The 20,708-nt window shown below is 41.1% G+C and carries 13 protein-coding genes, 6 tRNA genes and 3 rRNA genes; 2 read left to right on the forward strand and 20 right to left on the reverse strand.

Features of this window, described 5'->3' with window-relative positions:
- Positions 1–66 precede the first annotated feature (66 nt).
- From rpoB to BTO11_RS01625, 20 genes are all read right to left on the reverse strand, one after another.
- On the reverse strand, positions 67–4,095 hold the full coding sequence (gene rpoB, locus BTO11_RS01530; protein ID WP_105050927.1) for a DNA-directed RNA polymerase subunit beta: 4,029 nt from the start codon (positions 4,093–4,095) through the stop codon (positions 67–69).
- 215 nt (positions 4,096–4,310) lie between these two features.
- Entirely contained in the window at positions 4,311–4,673 is a 363-nt protein-coding gene (gene rplL / locus BTO11_RS01535; protein WP_105050928.1) for a 50S ribosomal protein L7/L12, read from the reverse strand.
- Between the two features lie 85 nt (positions 4,674–4,758).
- Positions 4,759–5,247: a 50S ribosomal protein L10 gene (gene rplJ / locus BTO11_RS01540; protein WP_105050929.1), complete on the reverse strand. Its 489-nt coding sequence runs from the start codon at positions 5,245–5,247 to the stop codon at positions 4,759–4,761.
- A gap of 210 nt (positions 5,248–5,457) precedes the next feature.
- Positions 5,458–6,159 (reverse strand): 50S ribosomal protein L1, encoded by a 702-nt coding sequence (gene rplA, locus BTO11_RS01545; protein ID WP_105050930.1) that lies wholly within the window; start codon positions 6,157–6,159, stop codon positions 5,458–5,460.
- A gap of 3 nt (positions 6,160–6,162) precedes the next feature.
- Positions 6,163–6,591 (reverse strand): 50S ribosomal protein L11, encoded by a 429-nt coding sequence (gene rplK / locus BTO11_RS01550; protein WP_105050931.1) that lies wholly within the window; start codon positions 6,589–6,591, stop codon positions 6,163–6,165.
- Positions 6,592–6,754: 163 nt separating this feature from the next.
- On the reverse strand, positions 6,755–7,384 hold the full coding sequence (gene nusG, locus BTO11_RS01555; protein ID WP_105050932.1) for a transcription termination/antitermination protein NusG: 630 nt from the start codon (positions 7,382–7,384) through the stop codon (positions 6,755–6,757).
- A gap of 1 nt (position 7,385) precedes the next feature.
- On the reverse strand, positions 7,386–7,763 hold the full coding sequence (gene secE, locus BTO11_RS01560; RefSeq protein WP_105050933.1) for a preprotein translocase subunit SecE: 378 nt from the start codon (positions 7,761–7,763) through the stop codon (positions 7,386–7,388).
- 321 nt (positions 7,764–8,084) lie between these two features.
- Positions 8,085–9,269 carry an elongation factor Tu gene (gene tuf, locus BTO11_RS01565; protein WP_105050922.1) on the reverse strand — a complete coding sequence of 395 codons (1,185 nt, stop codon included), beginning with the start codon at positions 9,267–9,269 and terminating at the stop codon, positions 8,085–8,087.
- A gap of 102 nt (positions 9,270–9,371) precedes the next feature.
- Positions 9,372–9,447, reverse strand: a tRNA-Thr gene (locus tag BTO11_RS01570).
- 7 nt (positions 9,448–9,454) lie between these two features.
- Positions 9,455–9,528, reverse strand: a tRNA-Gly gene (locus tag BTO11_RS01575).
- An 85-nt stretch (positions 9,529–9,613) separates the two neighbouring features.
- Positions 9,614–9,698 (reverse strand) — tRNA-Tyr (locus BTO11_RS01580).
- Between the two features lie 51 nt (positions 9,699–9,749).
- Positions 9,750–9,825, reverse strand: a tRNA-Thr gene (locus tag BTO11_RS01585).
- A 147-nt stretch (positions 9,826–9,972) separates the two neighbouring features.
- Complete coding sequence (locus BTO11_RS01590) at positions 9,973–10,677, reverse strand: type III pantothenate kinase (RefSeq protein WP_105050934.1); 705 nt, start codon at positions 10,675–10,677, stop codon at positions 9,973–9,975.
- Positions 10,677–11,660: a bifunctional biotin--[acetyl-CoA-carboxylase] ligase/biotin operon repressor BirA gene (birA, locus tag BTO11_RS01595; RefSeq protein WP_181135815.1), complete on the reverse strand. Its 984-nt coding sequence runs from the start codon at positions 11,658–11,660 to the stop codon at positions 10,677–10,679. The genes BTO11_RS01590 and birA overlap by 1 nt, the downstream gene beginning before the upstream one ends.
- Positions 11,653–12,681, reverse strand: coding sequence for a UDP-N-acetylmuramate dehydrogenase (gene murB / locus BTO11_RS01600; protein WP_105050936.1), 1,029 nt, complete (start codon positions 12,679–12,681; stop codon positions 11,653–11,655). Before murB ends, birA begins: the two co-directional genes overlap by 8 nt.
- A gap of 541 nt (positions 12,682–13,222) precedes the next feature.
- Positions 13,223–13,337 (reverse strand): 5S ribosomal RNA (rrf, locus tag BTO11_RS01605).
- 108 nt (positions 13,338–13,445) lie between these two features.
- Positions 13,446–16,334: ribosomal RNA gene (locus BTO11_RS01610) — 23S ribosomal RNA — on the reverse strand.
- A 281-nt stretch (positions 16,335–16,615) separates the two neighbouring features.
- A tRNA-Ala gene (locus BTO11_RS01615) sits at positions 16,616–16,691 on the reverse strand.
- A gap of 38 nt (positions 16,692–16,729) precedes the next feature.
- Positions 16,730–16,806, reverse strand: a tRNA-Ile gene (locus tag BTO11_RS01620).
- 75 nt (positions 16,807–16,881) lie between these two features.
- Positions 16,882–18,415 (reverse strand): 16S ribosomal RNA (locus BTO11_RS01625).
- The 16S, 23S and 5S rRNA genes sit together here with 2 tRNA genes alongside, the layout of an rRNA operon.
- A gap of 580 nt (positions 18,416–18,995) precedes the next feature.
- Between BTO11_RS01625 and BTO11_RS01630 the strand changes: the two genes are divergently transcribed.
- A complete protein-coding gene (locus BTO11_RS01630) occupies positions 18,996–19,415 on the forward strand; it encodes an RNA recognition motif domain-containing protein (RefSeq protein ID WP_105050937.1) in 420 nt (139 codons plus the stop codon).
- A 117-nt stretch (positions 19,416–19,532) separates the two neighbouring features.
- A complete protein-coding gene (trmA, locus tag BTO11_RS01635; RefSeq protein WP_105050938.1) occupies positions 19,533–20,630 on the forward strand; it encodes a tRNA (uridine(54)-C5)-methyltransferase TrmA in 1,098 nt (365 codons plus the stop codon).
- Positions 20,631–20,708: the final 78 nt, after the last annotated feature.

The raw sequence follows: 20,708 nt of genomic DNA on the forward strand, positions 1-20,708 counted from the left end.
GGGCGACTATTATTAGTACGCCCTACCACTCAATTTCTAAGAACTTAATCGGTTACCCGATTAAGATTAATCTTCTTCCAGCTCGATGTTTAAACCTAGCGAACGAATCTCTTTTAACAATACGTTAAACGATTCTGGTATCGCAGGTTCCATACGATGATCGCCGTCTACGATGTTTTTATACATCTTAGTACGACCATTAACGTCATCTGACTTAACAGTAAGCATTTCTTGAAGCGTGTAAGCAGCACCATAAGCTTCTAGTGCCCATACTTCCATCTCTCCGAAACGCTGACCACCAAACTGAGCTTTACCACCAAGTGGTTGCTGAGTTACTAGGCTATAAGAACCAGTAGAACGAGCATGCATTTTGTCATCAACTAAGTGATTCAGTTTAAGCATATACATGTAACCAACAGTTACTTTACGCTCAAATGCATTACCAGTACGACCATCAAACAATGTGAATTGTCCGCTGCGAGGCATGTCCGCTAGTTCAAATAAGTCTTTGATTTCTGATTCTGCTGCACCATCAAATACAGGCGTAGCAATCGGAACACCAGCACGTAAGTTTTGCGCTAAACGACGAACTTCATCATCAGTGAAACTTGCGATATCAACTTCTTGACGAGAAGTACCAGATGCATAGATTTTGCTCAAGAATTCACGAATTTCGATTAATTCTTTTTGCTCTTTGATCATGCGATCTAATTTCTCACCTAAACCACGCGCTGCCATACCTAGATGCGTCTCTAGGATCTGACCGACGTTCATACGAGATGGAACGCCCAGCGGGTTAAGTACGATATCTACAGGAGTACCAAATTCGTCATGAGGCATATCTTCAACAGGAACAATGGTAGATATAACACCTTTGTTACCGTGACGACCGGCCATCTTATCACCAGGTTGAATACGACGTTTAACAGCTAGGTATACTTTAACAATCTTAAGTACGCCAGGTGCTAAATCATCACCTTGAGTGATCTTACGACGCTTAACTTCATACTTTTTATCGTATTCCGTACGTAACTCTTCAAAACTAGTAGCAAGTTGCTCTAATTCTGATTGTTGAGTTTCGTCTTTTAAGCTTTGTTGGAATAACTTTTCGCCTTCCAATGTTGCTACTTTATCAGCATCAACACCGCCAGCTTTTAACAACTCACGAGTACGTGAATGTAAGTTATTCTCTAAGATTCTGAATTCTTCATTCAAATCTTTCTTAGCTTGCGCTAATTGCATTGCTTCAATGTCTAGTGCACGTTTGTCTTTCTCAACACCGTCTCTAGTAAACACCTGAACGTCAATAATAGTACCTGATACAGAGTTAGGTACACGTAAAGAACTGTCTTTAACGTCAGATGCTTTTTCACCGAAGATTGCTCGTAAAAGTTTTTCTTCAGGCGTAAGTTGTGTTTCACCTTTAGGTGTCACTTTACCTACTAATATATCGCCGCCTTTAACTTCAGCACCAATATAAACAACACCAGAATCATCAAGTTTACCAAGCGCTGATTCACCAACATTAGGAATGTCAGAAGTAACTTCTTCAGGACCTAACTTAGTATCACGAGCCACACAGCTTAATTCTTGAATATGGATAGTTGTTAAACGATCTTCTTTAACTACACGTTCAGAAACAAGGATTGAATCTTCGAAGTTGTAACCATTCCAAGGCATGAATGCAACGCGCATGTTTTGACCAAGAGCTAATTCACCTAAATCTGTAGATGGACCGTCAGCCAAAATATCACCACGTTCAACAGGCTCACCTGTACGAACAGTAGTACGTTGATTAATACATGTGTTTTGGTTAGAACGTGTGTATTTAGTTAAGTTATAAATGTCGATACCGGCTTCGCCAGGTTTACATTCGCTTTCGCTAACTTGAACAACAATACGTGAAGCATCTGCGTAGTCGATTACACCACCACGTTTAGCAACAACAGTTACACCTGAATCTTTTGCCACTACTGCTTCAACACCAGTACCAACTAACGGCTTATCAGCTATTAATGTAGGAACGGCTTGACGTTGCATGTTCGCACCCATTAAGGCACGGTTAGCATCATCGTGCTCAAGGAATGGAATTAAGCTTGCCGCAACAGATACAACCTGTTGAGGTGCCACGTCCATGTATTGAACTTGATCAATAGTAGTAATAGTAAATTCGTTTTTGAAACGACATGGTACAAGTTCGTCAGTTAGACGATTGTTTGCATCCATTTCAGCACTTGCCTGAGCGATAACAAACTTATCTTCTTCAATAGCTGATAAGTAGTCAATCTCACCCGTCACAACACCGTCAACAACACGACGATATGGCGTTTCTAGGAAACCGTAATGGTTTACTCGAGCAAATATTGATAAAGAGTTTATTAGACCAATGTTTGGTCCCTCTGGTGTTTCGATTGGACAAACACGACCGTAATGAGTCGGATGTACGTCTCGAACTTCAAAACCAGCTCTTTCACGTGTCAAACCACCTGGACCTAAAGCAGAAATACGACGTTTATGCGTGACTTCTGACAATGGGTTATTTTGGTCCATGAATTGTGATAATTGGCTTGAACCGAAAAACTCTTTAATTGCAGCAGAAATAGGTTTTGCGTTAATTAAATCTTGTGGCGTTGTGCTATCTAAATCACCTAAGCTTAAACGTTCTTTAACAGCACGTTCAACACGGACTAGACCAACACGGAATTGGTTTTCTGCCATTTCACCAACAGAACGTATACGACGGTTACCTAAATGGTCGATATCGTCTACGTCACCTTTACCGTCACGAATACTAATAAGTACTTTCATAACATCAACGATGTCTTGTTTACTTAATGTACCTTCACCGACAAGATCTTCACGAGCTACACGACGGTTAAACTTCATTCGACCAACGCTTGATAAATCATAACGTTCTAGAGAGAAGAATAAATTCTCGAATAAAGCTTCCGCAGAATCTTTCGTTGGTGGCTCACCCGGACGCATCATACGGTAAATTTCAACTAACGCTTCTAGGCGATTAGTAGAAGAATCTACACGTAACGTGTCAGAGATATAAGAACCATGATCCAAATCATTTGTATAGATAACTTCAAACGTAGTGTGACCAGCTTCAGCCATTTTAGCTAAAAGCTCTAAACTAACTAAATCATTTGCTTCTGCAACGACTTCGCCAGTTGACTCGTCAACATAGTTTTTAGATAAAACTTTATCAATGATGTATTCATGAGGAACTTCAATCTGTTTAATAGCAGATTTTTCCATTGTACGAATATGACGCGCAGTAATTCTGCGGCCTATTTCAACAATAACCTCACCTTCATCATTTTTAATATCAAATAAAGCAGTTTCACCACGTAAACGTGACGGTTGAAGTTCCATTAAGAATTTTTCATCTTTAATTTCAACAGCGATATTTTCAAAGAATAAACCTAGAATTTCTTCTGTAGAATATTCTAATGCACGTAGCATGATAGTAGCCGGTAATTTACGACGACGGTCTATACGAACAAATAAATTATCTTTTGGGTCAAACTCAAAGTCTAACCAAGAACCACGGTAAGGAATAACGCGAGCGTTATACAAAACTTTACCTGAAGAGTGCGTTTTACCTTTGTCATGATCAAAGAACACACCTGGAGAACGGTGTAACTGAGAAACGATTACACGCTCAGTTCCATTTATTACAAATGTTCCGTTGTCCGTCATTAAAGGCATTTCGCCCATATAAACTTCTTGCTCTTTGATATCTTTAACAGTACCAGGAGCAGCTTCTTTATCCATAAGAACTAAACGAAGTTTTACGCGCAATGGAGCCGCGTATGTAACACCTCTAATTTGACATTCTTTCACGTCGAACACAGGTTCTCCAACGCGATAACTGACAAATTGTAATTCGGCGCTACCTGAATAGCTCTTAATAGGGAATACAGAACGGAAGGCCGCTTCTATACCATTGTTACCGTCTACGTCTGCTTGAATGAATTTATTGTACGATTCAAGCTGAACTTGTAGAAGATATGGCATGTCTAAAACGTGTTCACGTTTGCCAAAATCCTTACGAATTCGTTTCTTTTCAGAATAAGAGTAAGCCATGTGGTTCCTCAGCTTGCTGATTTTTGACCCTATATGCCTGCCAGTTTCATACTTAGCAGACTACCTCTGACAATAAACACTTGTCTTAACAAGTAAGTTTTATCATCAAACTTTGCGCTATAAAAGATTTTATGCAGATATAGCGCAAAAAGGCCGGTGATAATAATCACCAGCCCATGCCTAAAATTTAGGCAGATAATCTAACAAACGTTAGACTATTTGATTTCAACAGTTGCGCCTGCTTCTTCAAGAGTAGCTTTAAGTTCGTCAGCTTCTCCTTTAGATACAGCTTCTTTAACTGCAACTGGAGCAGCTTCAACCATTGCTTTAGCTTCTTTCAGGCCAAGACCTGTAGCAGCACGTACGGCTTTGATTGCAGATACTTTATTTGGACCAGCAGCTGTTAACATTACGTCAAATTCAGTTTGCTCTTCTGCAGATTCTGCAGCAGGACCAGCAGCAACAGCAGTAGCTGCAGTTACACCGAATTTTTCTTCCATTGCTTCAACTAGTTCAACAACTTGCATTACAGACATTTCTGCAACTGCATCTAAGATTTGATCTTGAGTTATAGACATTTTTCTATTCCTAACTTTATGAGTGATTTATTCACTCTAATACTTTCACCAAAAACTGCGTTACGTTTATAAATAAACAATAAACTTATGCAGCTTCTTTTGCTTCTTTTACCGCAGCTAGTGTTTTCACTAGTTTGCCTGCAGAAGCTTCTTTTAATACGCTCATCATTCGTGCAATAGCTTCGTCGTATGTAGGTAGTGACGCTAAAACGTCAACTGCTACTACGTTGCCTTCGAATGATGCAATTTTCAGGTCAAACTTATCGTTTTTCTTTGCGAAATCTTTAAAGATACGCGCACCAGCACCTGGGTGCTCGTTAGAAAATGCGATTAAAGTAGGACCAGTAAATGCATCAGACAGACATTCGAAGTTAGTACCTTTAACAGCTAGTTTAGCTAAAGTGTTGCGAACAACCTTCATCCAAACACCATTAGCACGAGCTTCTTTACGAAGTTCAGTGATAGCTGTTACTGATACACCACGAGCATCTACTACTACAGCAGATAGAGCGCTTTTGGCTGCTTCTTGGACTTCAGCAACTACTGCTTTTTTGCCATCAAGATTTAATGCCATTAGCTTTTCTCCTGGTTAAAGTTGGATTACTCCAACTCGTTTTTATTAGTTTAAGGTTTAACCCTTAAACAATTCCGGTGAAAGCCAGAAGGAAATCTTCTGGGGTCATCACCATCTGCGTAGGAAATTAAGTATCATTGACAAGTCAAATCTACACCTACGGTCTTGGATGGAGGCATTTTAAAAAACACCTCAACCCGAATACTAAAGTTACTTATCTAGAGCGATAGAACTTTGGTCTAATGCAAGGCCAGCACCCATAGTCGTAGAAAGGCTAATTTTCTTAATGAAAGTACCTTTTGCAGACGCAGGTTTTGCTTTAACGATTGCACTTACTAATGCTTCTAAGTTTTGCTTGATAGAGGCAACATCAAATTCAGCTTTACCAATTGAAGCGTGAACGATACCAGCTTTATCATTACGGTAACGAACCTGACCAGCTTTAGCATTTTTAACTGCTGTAGCTACGTCTGGAGTTACTGTGCCAACTTTAGGGTTAGGCATAAGTCCGCGTGGACCTAAGATTTGACCTAATTGACCAACAACACGCATTGCATCAGGAGATGCAACAACAACGTCGAAGTTCATTTCGCCAGCTTTTACAAGCTCAGCTAGGTCTTCCATGCCTACGATGTCAGCGCCTGCAGCTTTAGCAGCTTCAGCGTTAGCACCTTGTGTAAATACCGCAACACGTACGTCTTTACCAGTTCCGTTAGGTAGTACAGTAGCACCACGAACGTTTTGGTCAGATTTACGAGGATCGATACCTAAGTTAATTGCAACATCAACACTTTCTTTAAACTTAGCTGTCGCTAGTTCTTGAAGTAGAGATACAGCTTCTTCGATGCCGTATTCACGAGTTGCATCAACTTTTTCACGAATGATACGTGCGCGTTTTGTTAATTTAGCCATTGATTAACCCTCTACATTCAAGCCCATTGCACGAGCTGAGCCGGCAATAGTGCGTACAGCTGCGTCCATATCGGCCGCAGTAAGATCAGGTTCTTTAGTCTTAACGATTTCTTCAAGTTGAGCACGTGTTACTGTACCTACTTTTTCAGTGTTAGGACGACCAGAACCAGACTTGATACCAGCAGCTTTCTTAAGTAAGTAAGATGCAGGTGGAGTCTTAGTTTCGAATGTGAATGAACGATCATTGTAAACAGAGATAACAACAGGCACTGGTGCGCCTTTTTCCATATCGCCAGTTTTGGCATTGAATGCTTTACAGAATTCCATGATGTTCACACCATGTTGACCAAGAGCTGGACCAACTGGTGGACTAGGGTTTGCCATACCAGCTGCAACTTGCAACTTGATTAGCGCTTCTACTTTTTTAGCCATTTTAGCTTCCTCATTAATGGGTCTTTGCCTAGTAAGAACGAGGTTTCTTACTTAACGGCTTCCCGGTTAAACCATTTCTGCATTTTTACAAATGCAAAAAGAAATGGGTCGCGCATTATATAGACAATAGCAACCCATTTCAATGATAATTTTACTTGTTGTTTTATTTATCTTTTTCTATCTGACCAAACTCTAATTCAACTGGTGTTGAACGACCAAATATTAAAACAGAAACTTTTACGCGGCTCTTCTCATAATCTACTTCTTCAACAACACCGTTGAAATCTGCAAATGGACCGTCAGTAACACGAACAACTTCGCCTGGTTCGAATAATGTTTTAGGCTTAGGCTTATCAACATTTTCTTCAAGACGATTAAGAATCGCACTTACTTCTTTATTAGTAATAGGCGCTGGACGATCAGATGTTCCGCCGATGAATCCTAAAACACGTGGTGTATTTTTAACTAAATGCCATGCTTCTTCGTTCATAGCCATTTCAACTAAAACATAACCAGGGAAGAATTTACGCTCTGAACGTCTTTTTTGTCCAGCACGCATTTCTACAACTTCTTCAGTTGGAACAAGTACACGGCCAAATAGATCTTCCATTTGTTCGATTTTAATGTGTTCAGCTAATGCTTTTTGAACTCTAGCTTCATATCCTGAGTAAGCTTGAACAACATACCAGCGTAATTTTTCGCCAGTAGAAGTTTCAGTTCTGTAGACAATTTTTTCGGCTACAACTTCTTCTTCATTTAATTCTGGATTTTCATTCAATTCGTTATCAGACATTTTAAATTCCTACACCCGTTAAGAAAGTAACTAAAGCTCTTAAGCCCATATCGATAAAGTATAACAATACAGCGATAATTGCCGTTGCTATAAAGATGATGAAAGTAGTCTGTGTCGCTTCTTGGCGTGTAGGCCAAACAACTTTACGAACTTCAGTTCTAGACTCTTTAGCAAAGTTTAAAAATGTTCTACCCTTAAACGTTGTAGCTGCAAAGAATCCAGCTATAACTACTGCACCAACAACACCCACAGCACGTAATAATACTGATTCTTGGTCAAACATATTATTTGCAACAACAGCTCCTGCTAACAACGCAATCGCTACTATCCATTTTACTAAATCCAGTCCTTTATTTGACTGTACAATGTTGGCACTCATTTTTTACACCTTACTACACAAAAAAAAATTATTTATCGTTCTTAAACGAGAACAATCTTGCAACAAAACACTCTCGTTTAAAAACAATAAACTTACGTTTACCTAGCCCCACTTAAACTACTAACTAAACTAATAGTTACACCACTTTTGTGAATCATAAAGCTAAAGGGAATCATAAAAGAGGGCGCGCTATTATACTAACTCAACTCCGAACTACAAGTTGAAAGACAAATTAATTTCAATAGTAAACACCAACATAAACAATAGGCAATAAAAAAGGTCACCTAAGTGACCTTTTTTTCAATTAAGACTAAGTCTTAATTAAGCTATTACTGATGCTACAACACCTGCACCAACTGTACGTCCGCCTTCACGGATCGCGAAACGTAAACCTTCGTCCATCGCGATAGGAGCAATTAACTCTACTACCATCTTGATGTTATCACCAGGCATTACCATTTCAACGCCTTCTGGAAGCTCTACAGCACCAGTTACGTCAGTTGTACGGAAGTAGAACTGTGGACGGTAACCTTTGAAGAATGGAGTATGACGTCCGCCTTCTTCTTTAGATAACACGTAAACTTCTGATTCAAATTTAGTATGAGGCTGGATTGAACCAGGCTTCGCTAATACTTGACCACGTTCAACTTCTTCACGTTTAGTACCACGTAATAATGCACCAATGTTCTCACCTGCACGACCTTCGTCAAGCAACTTACGGAACATTTCAACACCTGTACAAGTTGTTGTTTGAGTTTCTTTAATACCAATGATCTCTACTGTATCACCAGTGTTAACGATACCTTGCTCAACACGACCTGTTACTACTGTACCACGACCTGAAATTGAGAATACGTCTTCGATAGGCATGATGAATGGCTTATCGATATCACGCTTAGGCTCTGGAATATAAGTATCTAGAGCTTCTGCAAGTTCTAAAATCTTCGCTTCCCAATCTGCTTCGCCTTCTAACGCTTTAAGCGCAGAACCTTGGATTAATGGTAAATCATCACCAGGGAAGTCATATTCAGAAAGAAGTTCACGAACTTCCATTTCTACTAATTCGATTAGCTCTTCATCATCAACCATGTCACATTTGTTCATGAATACGATGATGTAAGGAACGCCAACCTGACGAGAAAGTAGGATGTGCTCACGAGTTTGAGGCATAGGGCCATCAGTCGCAGCTACTACTAAGATAGCACCGTCCATTTGCGCAGCACCAGTGATCATGTTTTTAACATAATCCGCGTGACCTGGGCAATCTACGTGTGCGTAGTGACGTGACGGAGTGTCATACTCGATGTGAGAAGTATTAATAGTAATACCACGCTCACGCTCTTCAGGAGCGTTATCGATTTGTGCGAAATCTCTTGATTCGCCACCGTATGTTTTACTTAACACTGCAGAAATCGCTGCTGTTAAAGTAGTTTTACCGTGGTCAACGTGACCGATTGTGCCAACATTTACATGTGGTTTAGTACGTTCAAACTTTTCTCTTGCCATTGTAGTGACCTTTAATAATACGTTGAGTTAACAAATCGCTTTAGATGATAAAGCGTGATATATAAAATTGATTATTTGATGCAAGGATTGAGAAGAAGAGGATGGTGCTGATAGGCAGATTTGAACTGCCGACCTCACCCTTACCAAGGGTGCGCTCTACCGACTGAGCTATATCAGCAAAAGTTTGGAGCGGACGGCGGGAATCGAACCCGCGTTATTAGCTTGGAAGGCTAGAGTAATACCATTATACGACGTCCGCTTTGAATCAACTTCTTGATCAAAGCATAGAAGGTCGCGAGCCGACCTTTTTTTATTAAGACGATAAATCTTAATAAAAGAATAGATGGTGGAGGGAGATGGATTCGAACCATCGAAGGCTGAGCCGTCAGATTTACAGTCTGATCCCTTTGGCCACTCGGGAACCCCTCCACGTTGTATCTTACTTGGCCATGTAAATAAATTTACAAAAGTAAGATTTGATGGTGCCGGCTGCCGGAGTCGAACTGGCGACCTACTGATTACAAGTCAGTTGCTCTACCAACTGAGCTAAGCCGGCACTTCATCAAGTGGGCGCATTCTATGGTATGGATTTTGAATTGGCAATAGTAAAAGGTATTTTTTTTTATATTTATTGTTTGTTTGCATAGGAAACAACCAGATAGTGTTAAATATTAATTTATTATGATTATTTTCCGCTCAATTGTTAAATAAATTGTTGCAGACCTAGAAACACAAGATCGTGATTCACATCACTATTTAATGATAAATGTGAATTTAATATCGCTGCATCGCCACCGGTTAAAATAATACTTAACGAACATTCATCTTCATTAGCCAGTTTTTTAGCCAATTCAACGCCCTTCTCTATCATTGCGACCAAAGCATATAAACTACCGTGAAATAATGCAGAGGGCGTATCCGTACCAAATATCTCTGAATTAATTGATTCATTGGTGAAAACACCTGGGGCTTTGTCAATTATAGACTGTTGCATTAGCATGAGGCCAGGTGCAATCCAACCACCTTTATGCTCCTGATTTATACAAATATCGAGTGTTATTGCCGTTCCCGCATCCACAATAATAAGAATGTTTTCGGAATACGTTAACCTAGCACCGATAGTTGCTAACCATCTATCAACACCTAAATTTGCAACAACGTTATAACCGCATATTAAATTATTAAAACTAGGTGTAACTTCGACTTTCTTAACGGTAATATTATTATCAATACAAGCAGTTAAAATCTCTTTCAACTCAGAAGAGTCATTAACCGAACCATAGATAAGCTTATCTACGCTCGTAATTGATTGGTAAAAATCAGCAAGTGTTAATCTTTTGATCTCGTCATCATCAGTTACATAAGCTAACTTCACATTGGTATTGCCAGCATCTAGTAATACAACCACTAGCTTTCAACTTTCTTTTTTCTAAGACTGACTTCACCACCAAATATTTTTGATATTACCTTTGTCGTCAAATCTTCTAGTAATAACGCGCCGCTAGTATCAATCCCTAAACACTTTCCTACTTGAACCTTTGATGTACTTCTTAGTTCGACAATTTGATTTACAAAGGCGTTATTTTGGTTCCATTGATTGGCTAAATTATCGAGGCGATTATCACTATATTCCTGATAAACACTTTCTAATTGCTCAAGTAATTTTGCAATAAACTGATTTCGGTCGATTGTATTATCCGTTATTGTATTCAAATCAGTCCAAGGCTGTTCAATATCTAACGCTGACGCTTTTGGCATGTCTATATTAATACCAACCCCAATGACTAAATGGCAAACACCATCAGCTTGGCCTTCAGCTTCTACTAATATCCCAGCAATTTTCTTGCCTTCGACTAAAAGATCATTTGGCCATTTCAGTTCACATTTTTTATTAGAAAAAGCGTTAATAGTATTAAGGACCGCTAAACCTATTGCTAAGCTTAAACTTGATGCAGCAGAAAGCCCGCTGTCCATAGTCCGATACTGGGATAAGTAAACATGACTGCCATAAGGACTTTGCCAGGTGCGACCTCGTCGGCCTTTGCCTTGAGTTTGGCACTCTGCCAATATTGTGTGGCCATCGGATAAATCGGTTTTTGATTTGATCAAACCCATTAGATATTCATTGGTCGATGGGATCACCGGAAACAGTTCTAACTCATTATTAACTGAACAATTTTGTTTTATTTTTTTAAGATCTAATAGTGATAAGCCGCCGGCCAATTGATAGCCTTTACCTGTGATTGAAAATATATCTAAGCCTATATTTGATAGACTTTTTATATGGCCTGAAACAGCAGCTCTTGATATACCTAACTGCTCACCAATAACTTCACCAGAGTGGAACTCACCGTCTGATAAAATTTGAACTATTTTGTGCTTATTATCCATAAACATTCTGATCTATTTCGCTGAATTTAACTTCCCCATGCTTACCAACAAATCGAACTTCTGGCTCCAGCGTTATGCCAAATTTGTCGTAGACCTTCATCATAACGTGGCTAGCAAGTTCAATTAGTTCACTGCCGTTTGCATCACCTGTTTTATTAGTTAAAACAAGAGCTTGCATATCATGAACGGCAACATTACCTAGGCTAAACCCTTTTAAACCAGCTTGTTCAATTAACCAGCCAGCTGCTATTTTTTTGCTATTTTTGTTGTATTCATAATTAGGTATATTTGCATACTCATCAACAAGTTGCTCTGCTTTATCATTGCTAACAATTGGGTTTTTGAAAAAACTACCTGCATTTCCAATCAGTTTTGGATCCGGTAGCTTTAGCGTTCGAACTTCACAGACTTTGTCATAAATTTCTTTTGCCGTTGGGCTCTGTAAACTATTTAACGGTGCGTACGCTAATTCAGGTTGCCAAATTTTAGCAAATGAAAAATTTACTTTGGTTATGAATACGTTACCTTTCAGTTTATGCTTGAAAATACTGTCTCTATAACCAAAATTACACGACTTATTATCTAATACTGAAACTTCCCCAGTGCTTAAATCAACATATTCAACACTATCTATAAACTTCTTAACTTCAACACCGTATGCCCCAATATTTTGTATTGGACATGCGCCAACAGTTCCTGGGATCAAGGCTAAGTTTTCTAAACCATTAATGTTATTTGAAAGACACCAAAGCACAAATTCGTTCCAATTATTACCTGAACCTACCGATACTTGATAAAAGTCATCATTTTCAGTTAATACGATCCCAACTAACTTGTTTAAAATTAGCGTACCCATGTAGTCATCTATAAAAATAGTATTACTGCCTTCCCCAATAACAATAAACTCACCGTTATTAGTAAGCTCTAGTACTTGGTTAAGATCGGTAATTGAATTTATCTCTGCTAAGTGTTTTACACTGCTAGATAAATGGAATGAATGAAGTGGTTTAGTAGAAAACAAAGGCACAAATCTATAGTTTTAAAGTATGAGAAAGTGTATCTCAGATGAGTAAATAATTCATCACATTTGAATCTAACAGGATAAATAGCTAACACTTGATAATGCTGAAGGTAAAAATAGCTGAAGAGTGTCATAAAAAATGTTGATTCATTGTTGACTGCTCAAGGTATAAGTTACTTTTGCTTTTTACTCGTCTCTAGTAGCCCTCAACTAGAGGCTGATTTTGCTTATTTCTCTTCCTCGAAATTCGAGGCACGCAGCTCTCAACTCGCTGCTGTTTTCTTAACTCGAAATAGCAAAAAACCCGTCAATCTTACGATCAACGGGTTTCTGGATGAACAAGGATGTTCGAATGTCGTGAAGGCATGGATGCCTAGGAACAACCAAATAGGAGTCTAGGATTTTTGCTTTTCACTTTCTCAAAATTCGCCACTCACCACTCACCACTCGAGGCTCGCAGCTCTCAACTCGAAGCTGTTTTCTTAACTCCAAATAGCAAAAAACCCGTCAATCTTACGATCAACGGGTTTCTCTAATAGGAGTCTGGCGGTGAGCTACTCTCGCATGGCGACTGCCACACTACCATCGCCGCAACTGCGTTTCACTTCTGAGTTCGAAATGGATTCAGGTGGGACCACAGCGCTATTGCCACCAGACAAAAGCGTTATTGCGTATTTAACAATGGAAAGCTTCTTAACCGAATAATCAGTTAAGTAAAAAATAAATTTTATTTGTATCAACGTTCAAGAACACTTAAGCGTTGTATGGTTAAGCCTCACGGGCAATTAGTATAAGTTAGCTTAATGCCTCACAGCACTTCCACACCTTACCTATCAACGTTGTAGTCTTCAACAACCCTTTAGGACAGTTAAACTGTCAGGGATGACTCATCTCGAGGCTCGCTTCCCGCTTAGATGCTTTCAGCGGTTATCGATTCCGAACGTAGCTACCGGGCAATGCCATTGGCATGACAACCCGAACACCAGCGGTTCGTCCACTCCGGTCCTCTCGTACTAGGAGCAGCCCCTCTCAATCATCCAACGCCCACGGCAGATAGGGACCGAACTGTCTCACGACGTTCTAAACCCAGCTCGCGTACCACTTTAAATGGCGAACAGCCATACCCTTGGGACCGACTTCAGCCCCAGGATGTGATGAGCCGACATCGAGGTGCCAAACACCGCCGTCGATATGAACTCTTGGGCGGTATCAGCCTGTTATCCCCGGAGTACCTTTTATCCGTTGAGCGATGGCCCTTCCATACAGAGCCACCGGATCACTATGACCTACTTTCGTACCTGCTCGACATGTCCGTCTCGCAGTTAAGCTTGCTTCTACCATTACACTAACCGTACGATGTCCGACCGTACTTAGCAAACCTTCGTGCTCCTCCGTTACTCTTTGGGAGGAGACCGCCCCAGTCAAACTACCCACCAGACACTGTCCACAATCCCGATAAGGGACCAATGTTAGAACATCAAATATACAAGGGTGGTATTTCAAGATTGGCTCCACAACAACTAGCGTCATTGCTTCAAAGCCTCCCACCTATCCTACACATGTAGATTCAATGTTCAGTGTCAAGCTGTAGTAAAGGTTCACGGGGTCTTTCCGTCTAGCCGCGGGTACACAGCATCTTCACTGCGATTTCAATTTCACTGAGTCTCGGGTGGAGACAGCGTGGCCATCATTACACCATTCGTGCAGGTCGGAACTTACCCGACAAGGAATTTCGCTACCTTAGGACCGTTATAGTTACGGCCGCCGTTTACCGGGGCTTCGATCATGAGCTTCTCCGAAGATAACCCAATCAATTAACCTTCCGGCACCGGGCAGGTGTCACACCGTATACGTCATCTTTCGATTTAGCACAGTGCTGTGTTTTTAATAAACAGTTGCAGCCACCAGGTCACTGCGACCAGCTTCAGCTTAGGGAGCAAGTCCCATCACCAATGCTGGCGTACCTTCTCCCGAAGTTACGGTACCATTTTGCCTAGTTCCTTCACCCGAGTTCTCTCAAGCGCCTTAGTATTCTCTACCTGACCACCTGTGTCGGTTTAGGGTACGGTTCTTAATCATCTGAAGCTTAGAGGCTTTTCCTGGAAGTATGGCATCAATGACTTCATCACCTTAGTGACTCGTCTCGTATCTCAGTGTTGAATGAAAGTCCGGATTTACCTAAACTAACCACCTACATACTTTCACACGGACAACCAACGCCGTGCTCACCTAGCCTTCTCCGTCCCCCCATCGCAATGATTAAAAGTACAGAAATATTAATCTGTTTCCCATCGACTACGCATCTCTGCCTCGCCTTAGGGGCCGACTTACCCTACCCTGATTAGCATGGGATAGGAACCCTTGGTCTTTCGGCGTGGGGGTTTTTCACCCCCATTATCGTTACTCATGTCAACATTCGCACTTCTGATATGTCCAGCAAACCTCTCGATTCACCTTCAGCCACTTACAGAACGCTCCCCTACCACCTTTACAATAAAGTAAAGATCCGCAGCTTCGGTGTTATGTTTAGCCCCGTTACATCTTCCGCGCAGGCCGACTCGACTAGTGAGCTATTACGCTTTCTTTAAAGGGTGGCTGCTTCTAAGCCAACCTCCTAGCTGTCTAAGCCTTCCCACATCGTTTCCCACTTAACATAAACTTTGGGACCTTAGCTGGCGGTCTGGGTTGTTTCCCTCTCCACGACGAACGTTAGCACCCGCCGTGTGTCTCCCGGATATTACTTTACGGTATTCGGAGTTTGCATGGGGTTGGTAAGCCGGGATGGCCCCCTAGCCCAAACAGTGCTCTACCCCCGTAAGTATTCGTCCGAGGCTCTACCTAAATAGATTTCGGGGAGAACCAGCTATCTCCCGGTTTGATTAGCCTTTCACTCCTAGCCACAGGTCATCCCCTAACTTTTCAACGTTAGTGGGTTCGGTCCTCCAGTTGATGTTACTCAACCTTCAACCTGCCCATGGCTAGATCACCGGGTTTCGGGTCTATACCTTGCAACTCATTCGCCCAGTTAAGACTCGGTTTCCCTACGGCTCCCCTATTCGGTTAACCTTGCTACAAAATATAAGTCGTTGACCCATTATACAAAAGGTACGCAGTCACAGAACAAGTCTGCTCCTACTGCTTGTACGTATACGGTTTCAGGTTCTATTTCACTCCCCTCACAGGGGTTCTTTTCGCCTTTCCCTCACGGTACTGGTTCACTATCGGTCAATTGGGAGTATTTAGCCTTAGAGGATGGTCCCCCTATCTTCAGTCAAAGTTTCTCGTGCTCCGACCTACTTAATGTGTCCAATATGCTGCTTCGTGTACGGGGCTATCACCCTTTATTGCGGAACTTTCCAGAACCTTCCACTACATCATACTGAATCGGCTGTTTCCCTTTCGCTCGCCGCTACTCAGGAAATCTCGGTTGATTTCTTTTCCTCCGGGTACTTAGATGTTTCAGTTCTCCGGGTTTGCTTCGCATAGCTATGTATTCACTATGCGATACTGCACAAAATGCAGTGGGTTTCCCCATTCAGAAATTCTGGTCTATAACGGTTTTTATCACCTTAACCAGACTTATCGCAGATTAACACGTCTTTCATCGCCTCCAATTGCCAAGGCATCCACCGTATACGCTTATTCACTTAACCATACAACCTTAAATGCTCTCGCACTAAGTCGTAGGTTATGCCATTTTGATTGCGTTCGCTAAAAACACAATCGACATAAATAACGCTTGAGTTTTCTCTTACAGTGATACAAATTACTTTATCTAATTCCTAAGAACTAAAATAAGATTTATACCTTTATTTTTTATTCAGCTTTCCAATTTGTTAAAGAGCAATTGAGTTTTAAAAAACTCAAATAAATAGACACTAAAGTTAACCACTTAATGTGTATTTATTTGAGCTTATGTTCATTTAAGAAGAAGTGGTGGAGCTATGCGGGATCGAACCGCAGACCTCTTCCGTGCAAGGGAAGCGCTCTCCCAGCTGAGCTATAGCCCCATCTATATGATGGCTTGGGTTCAATATCCCCAAAGGCTTGGTAGGCCTGGGCAGACTTGAACTGCCGACCTCACCCTTATCAGGGGTGCGCTCTAACCAGCTGAGCTACAGGCCTTCAGGTTTTTCTTCTTGCTCACAATTCGTAATTAATTATCTGTGTGGACACGAGTAAATCTCATAACTTTATGTATAAGGAGGTGATCCAGCCCCAGGTTCCCCTAGGGCTACCTTGTTACGACTTCACCCCAGTCATGAACCACAAAGTGGTAAGCGTCCTCCCGAAGGTTAAACTACCTACTTCTTTTGCAGCCCACTCCCATGGTGTGACGGGCGGTGTGTACAAGGCCCGGGAACGTATTCACCGTGGCATTCTGATCCACGATTACTAGCGATTCCGACTTCATGGAGTCGAGTTGCAGACTCCAATCCGGACTACGACAAGCTTTATGGGATCCGCTTACTCTCGCGAGTTTGCAACCCTTTGTACTTGCCATTGTAGCACGTGTGTAGCCCATCTCGTAAGGGCCATGATGACTTGACGTCGTCCCCACCTTCCTCCGGTTTGTCACCGGCAGTCTCCTTAGAGTTCTCAGCATAACCTGCTAGCAACTAAGGATAAGGGTTGCGCTCGTTGCGGGACTTAACCCAACATTTCACAACACGAGCTGACGACAGCCATGCAGCACCTGTCTCAGAGTTCCCGAAGGCACTAATCTATCTCTAGAAAATTCTCTGGATGTCAAGAGATGGTAAGGTTCTTCGCGTTGCATCGAATTAAACCACATGCTCCACCGCTTGTGCGGGCCCCCGTCAATTCATTTGAGTTTTAACCTTGCGGCCGTACTCCCCAGGCGGTCTACTTATCGCGTTAGCTTCGCAAAACAGCGCTTAAGCGCCAAGCTGCTAGTAGACATCGTTTACGGCGTGGACTACCAGGGTATCTAATCCTGTTTGCTACCCACGCTTTCGTACATGAGCGTCAGTGTCGACCCAGGTGGCTGCCTTCGCCATTGGTATTCCTTCAGATCTCTACGCATTTCACCGCTACACCTGAAATTCTACCACCCTCTGTCGCACTCTAGTCATCCAGTTTCAAATGCAGTTCCCAGGTTGAGCCCGGGGCTTTCACATCTGACTTAAATGACCGCCTGCGTACGCTTTACGCCCAGTAATTCCGATTAACGCTCGGACCCTCCGTATTACCGCGGCTGCTGGCACGGAGTTAGCCGGTCCTTCTTCTGCGAGTAACGTCACACCTAGTAGGTATTAACCACTAAGCTTTCCTCCTCGCTGAAAGTGCTTTACAACCCGAAGGCCTTCTTCACACACGCGGCATGGCTGCATCAGGCTTGCGCCCATTGTGCAATATTCCCCACTGCTGCCTCCCGTAGGAGTCTGGACCGTGTCTCAGTTCCAGTGTGGCTGATCATCCTCTCAGACCAGCTAGGGATCGTTGACTTGGTGCGCCATTACCACACCAACTATCTAATCCCACTTGGGCTTCTCTAAAGGCGAGAGCCGAAGCCCCCTTTAAGCCGTAGCTATTATGCGGTATTAGCAGTCGTTTCCAACTGTTGTCCCCCACCTAAAGGCAAATTCCCAAGCATTACTCACCCGTCCGCCACTCGTCAGCAACTAGCAAGCTAGTTCTGTTACCGTTCGACTTGCATGTGTTAGGCCTGCCGCCAGCGTTCAATCTGAGCCATGATCAAACTCTTCACTTTAAAGTGTTTCATTTAATCCTACTCAATAAATACTGTTCAAATAAATAAATTTGTTTGCACAGACACTTAAAAAATAGTAAATCTTTTTGTTACTATCATTCACAAGTGCCCACACAGATAATTAATTACAAGTTGTTAAAGAACATTTCGAACCCCGAAGGTTCTGGTTAAGACTGACTCTCATTTGAGTCGCTCAAGGCTTGTCTCAACCGGGATGCGCATTTTACACTTCCCGTTATCGTTGTCAACGATTATTTGAAATCTTTTTTATTTAGTTTTTGCAAACTTCCTAATCAATTTCAATCTCAAACTGCTTACTTAACTTTGTCTTTCTGCCGTTTGATGTCTCCCTGACAACATGGGGCGCATTATAGGGATCTTTTAAACACGCGCAAGATCTTTTTTAACATTTATGTTTGTTTGGTTAATTAGCAAACAACTTGTATAAAAACGATTCGATAAGTTGTTAATCTGACTATATAAAACACTTGTAATCATAAGTAGACGTACTAATATAGCCACACGCTTACTTCCGAGCGTGAATTTATATTTTTAATTTTACTTTTTGAGAGTTCGACTTATGTCTTTTAATTCTTCTGTATTGATAACTTCAGTTATTATTGCTGTTGTGGGTGCTATTCTTATTTCTGTTTTTAATATAGCCGTTGCTTCTAGCGCTATAGTATTTGCAGTAGGTGCTGTTTTAGCTGGTTTAGTTTCTTCTTTAACTGGTAACTCAGGTGAAGGGAAAGCGGATACGACTACATTATATGTAGGCAACTTACCTTACCGCGCTAATGAAGGCAGTGTAAGAGAGTTGTTTAGTGAATACGGTAAAGTATTCTCTGTTCGCTTATTACGTGATAAACAAACTGGCAAGCGTCGTGGTTTTGGTTTTGTAGAGATAGCCACAAGCGATAGCAAAAAAGTTATTGCTGAACTGAATGATTTTGAATTTCAAGAACGCGTATTAAAAGTGCGTTTGGCAAATGATAAATAAACAGTGTTAGATTTAAGAAAAGGCTGCTAATTGCAGCCTTTTTTTTGTCTGCATATCCCTTTATTAAGATAATTCACGTAAAATAGTTATTAACTCGTTTTTAGGTTTCTTTTATATATGCCAATCAGCTCTATCGATCCAGACAATTACCACTCATTACTCACTAATAAAATCTCTCTAATAAAGGATCAGTTTAAGCAGTTTGCTCTTACTGACATCGAGACATTCGAATCACCTAAGCTTAATTATCGAATGCGTTGTGAGTTTAGGGTATGGCATGAAGGTGAAGACTTATTTCATATCATGTTTAATAAAGGCAGTAAGGAACGAGTTCGAATTGATCACTTTCCACCAGCGAGTTTATTAATAACTGAATTAATGGATGATCTGTTAGCTGAATTACGTCCAAATGAAATTTTACGCAGAAAGCTATTTCAAATTGATTACTTGTCTACTCTATCTGGCGAAGTATTAGTTAGCTTGCTGTACCATAAACCATTGGACGATGAATGGACTGCTGAATGTAAAGCGCTTAAAACGCGATTAGAAGCTAAGTACAAAATCAATATTGTAGGTCGAGCACGAAAAGTAAAAGTCGTACTTGATAAAGACTATGTTATTGAGCACTTAAATGTAGATGGTAAACAGTACATATATAAGCAGGTAGAAAACAGCTTCACTCAACCTAACGCTAAAGTTTGTGAACAAATGCTAAGTTGGGCGAAAAATGCCATTCCTTATAAAGGTGACTTATTAGAGCTTTACTGTGGTAATGGTAATTTCTCATTAGCTTTGGCTGATAAGTTCGATAAGGTATTAGCGACTGAAATATCTAAACCTTCGGTTGCATCGGCCCAGTACAACATTGAAGTGAATAATATTGATAACGTAAAAATCATTCGTATGTCTGCGGAAGAGTTTACCGAAGCAATGGAAGGTAAGCGTGAATTTACTCGTTTACAAGATATAGACTTAACGAGCTATAACTGTGAAACCATTTTTGTTGATCCACCACGAGCTGGTTTGGATGATGATACGGTTAACATGGTGTCTAAATACAAACACATCATCTATATCTCATGTAATCCAAATACATTACATGACAACTTAACGGTATTAACTAAGACGCATAATATTGAGAAGTTTGCCGTGTTCGATCAGTTCCCTTATACCGATCACTTAGAATGTGGCGTGGTACTAACAAAAAAGCTTTAGTTCACTACTGAGGCTTGTTACCAACATCTCAACAAAAAGCCCAATCACTTTCAAGGTGACTGGGCTTTTTGTTATCTT

This window comes from Psychrosphaera saromensis (assembly GCF_002954545.1).
Taxonomy (GTDB): Bacteria; Pseudomonadota; Gammaproteobacteria; order Enterobacterales; family Alteromonadaceae; genus Psychrosphaera; species Psychrosphaera saromensis.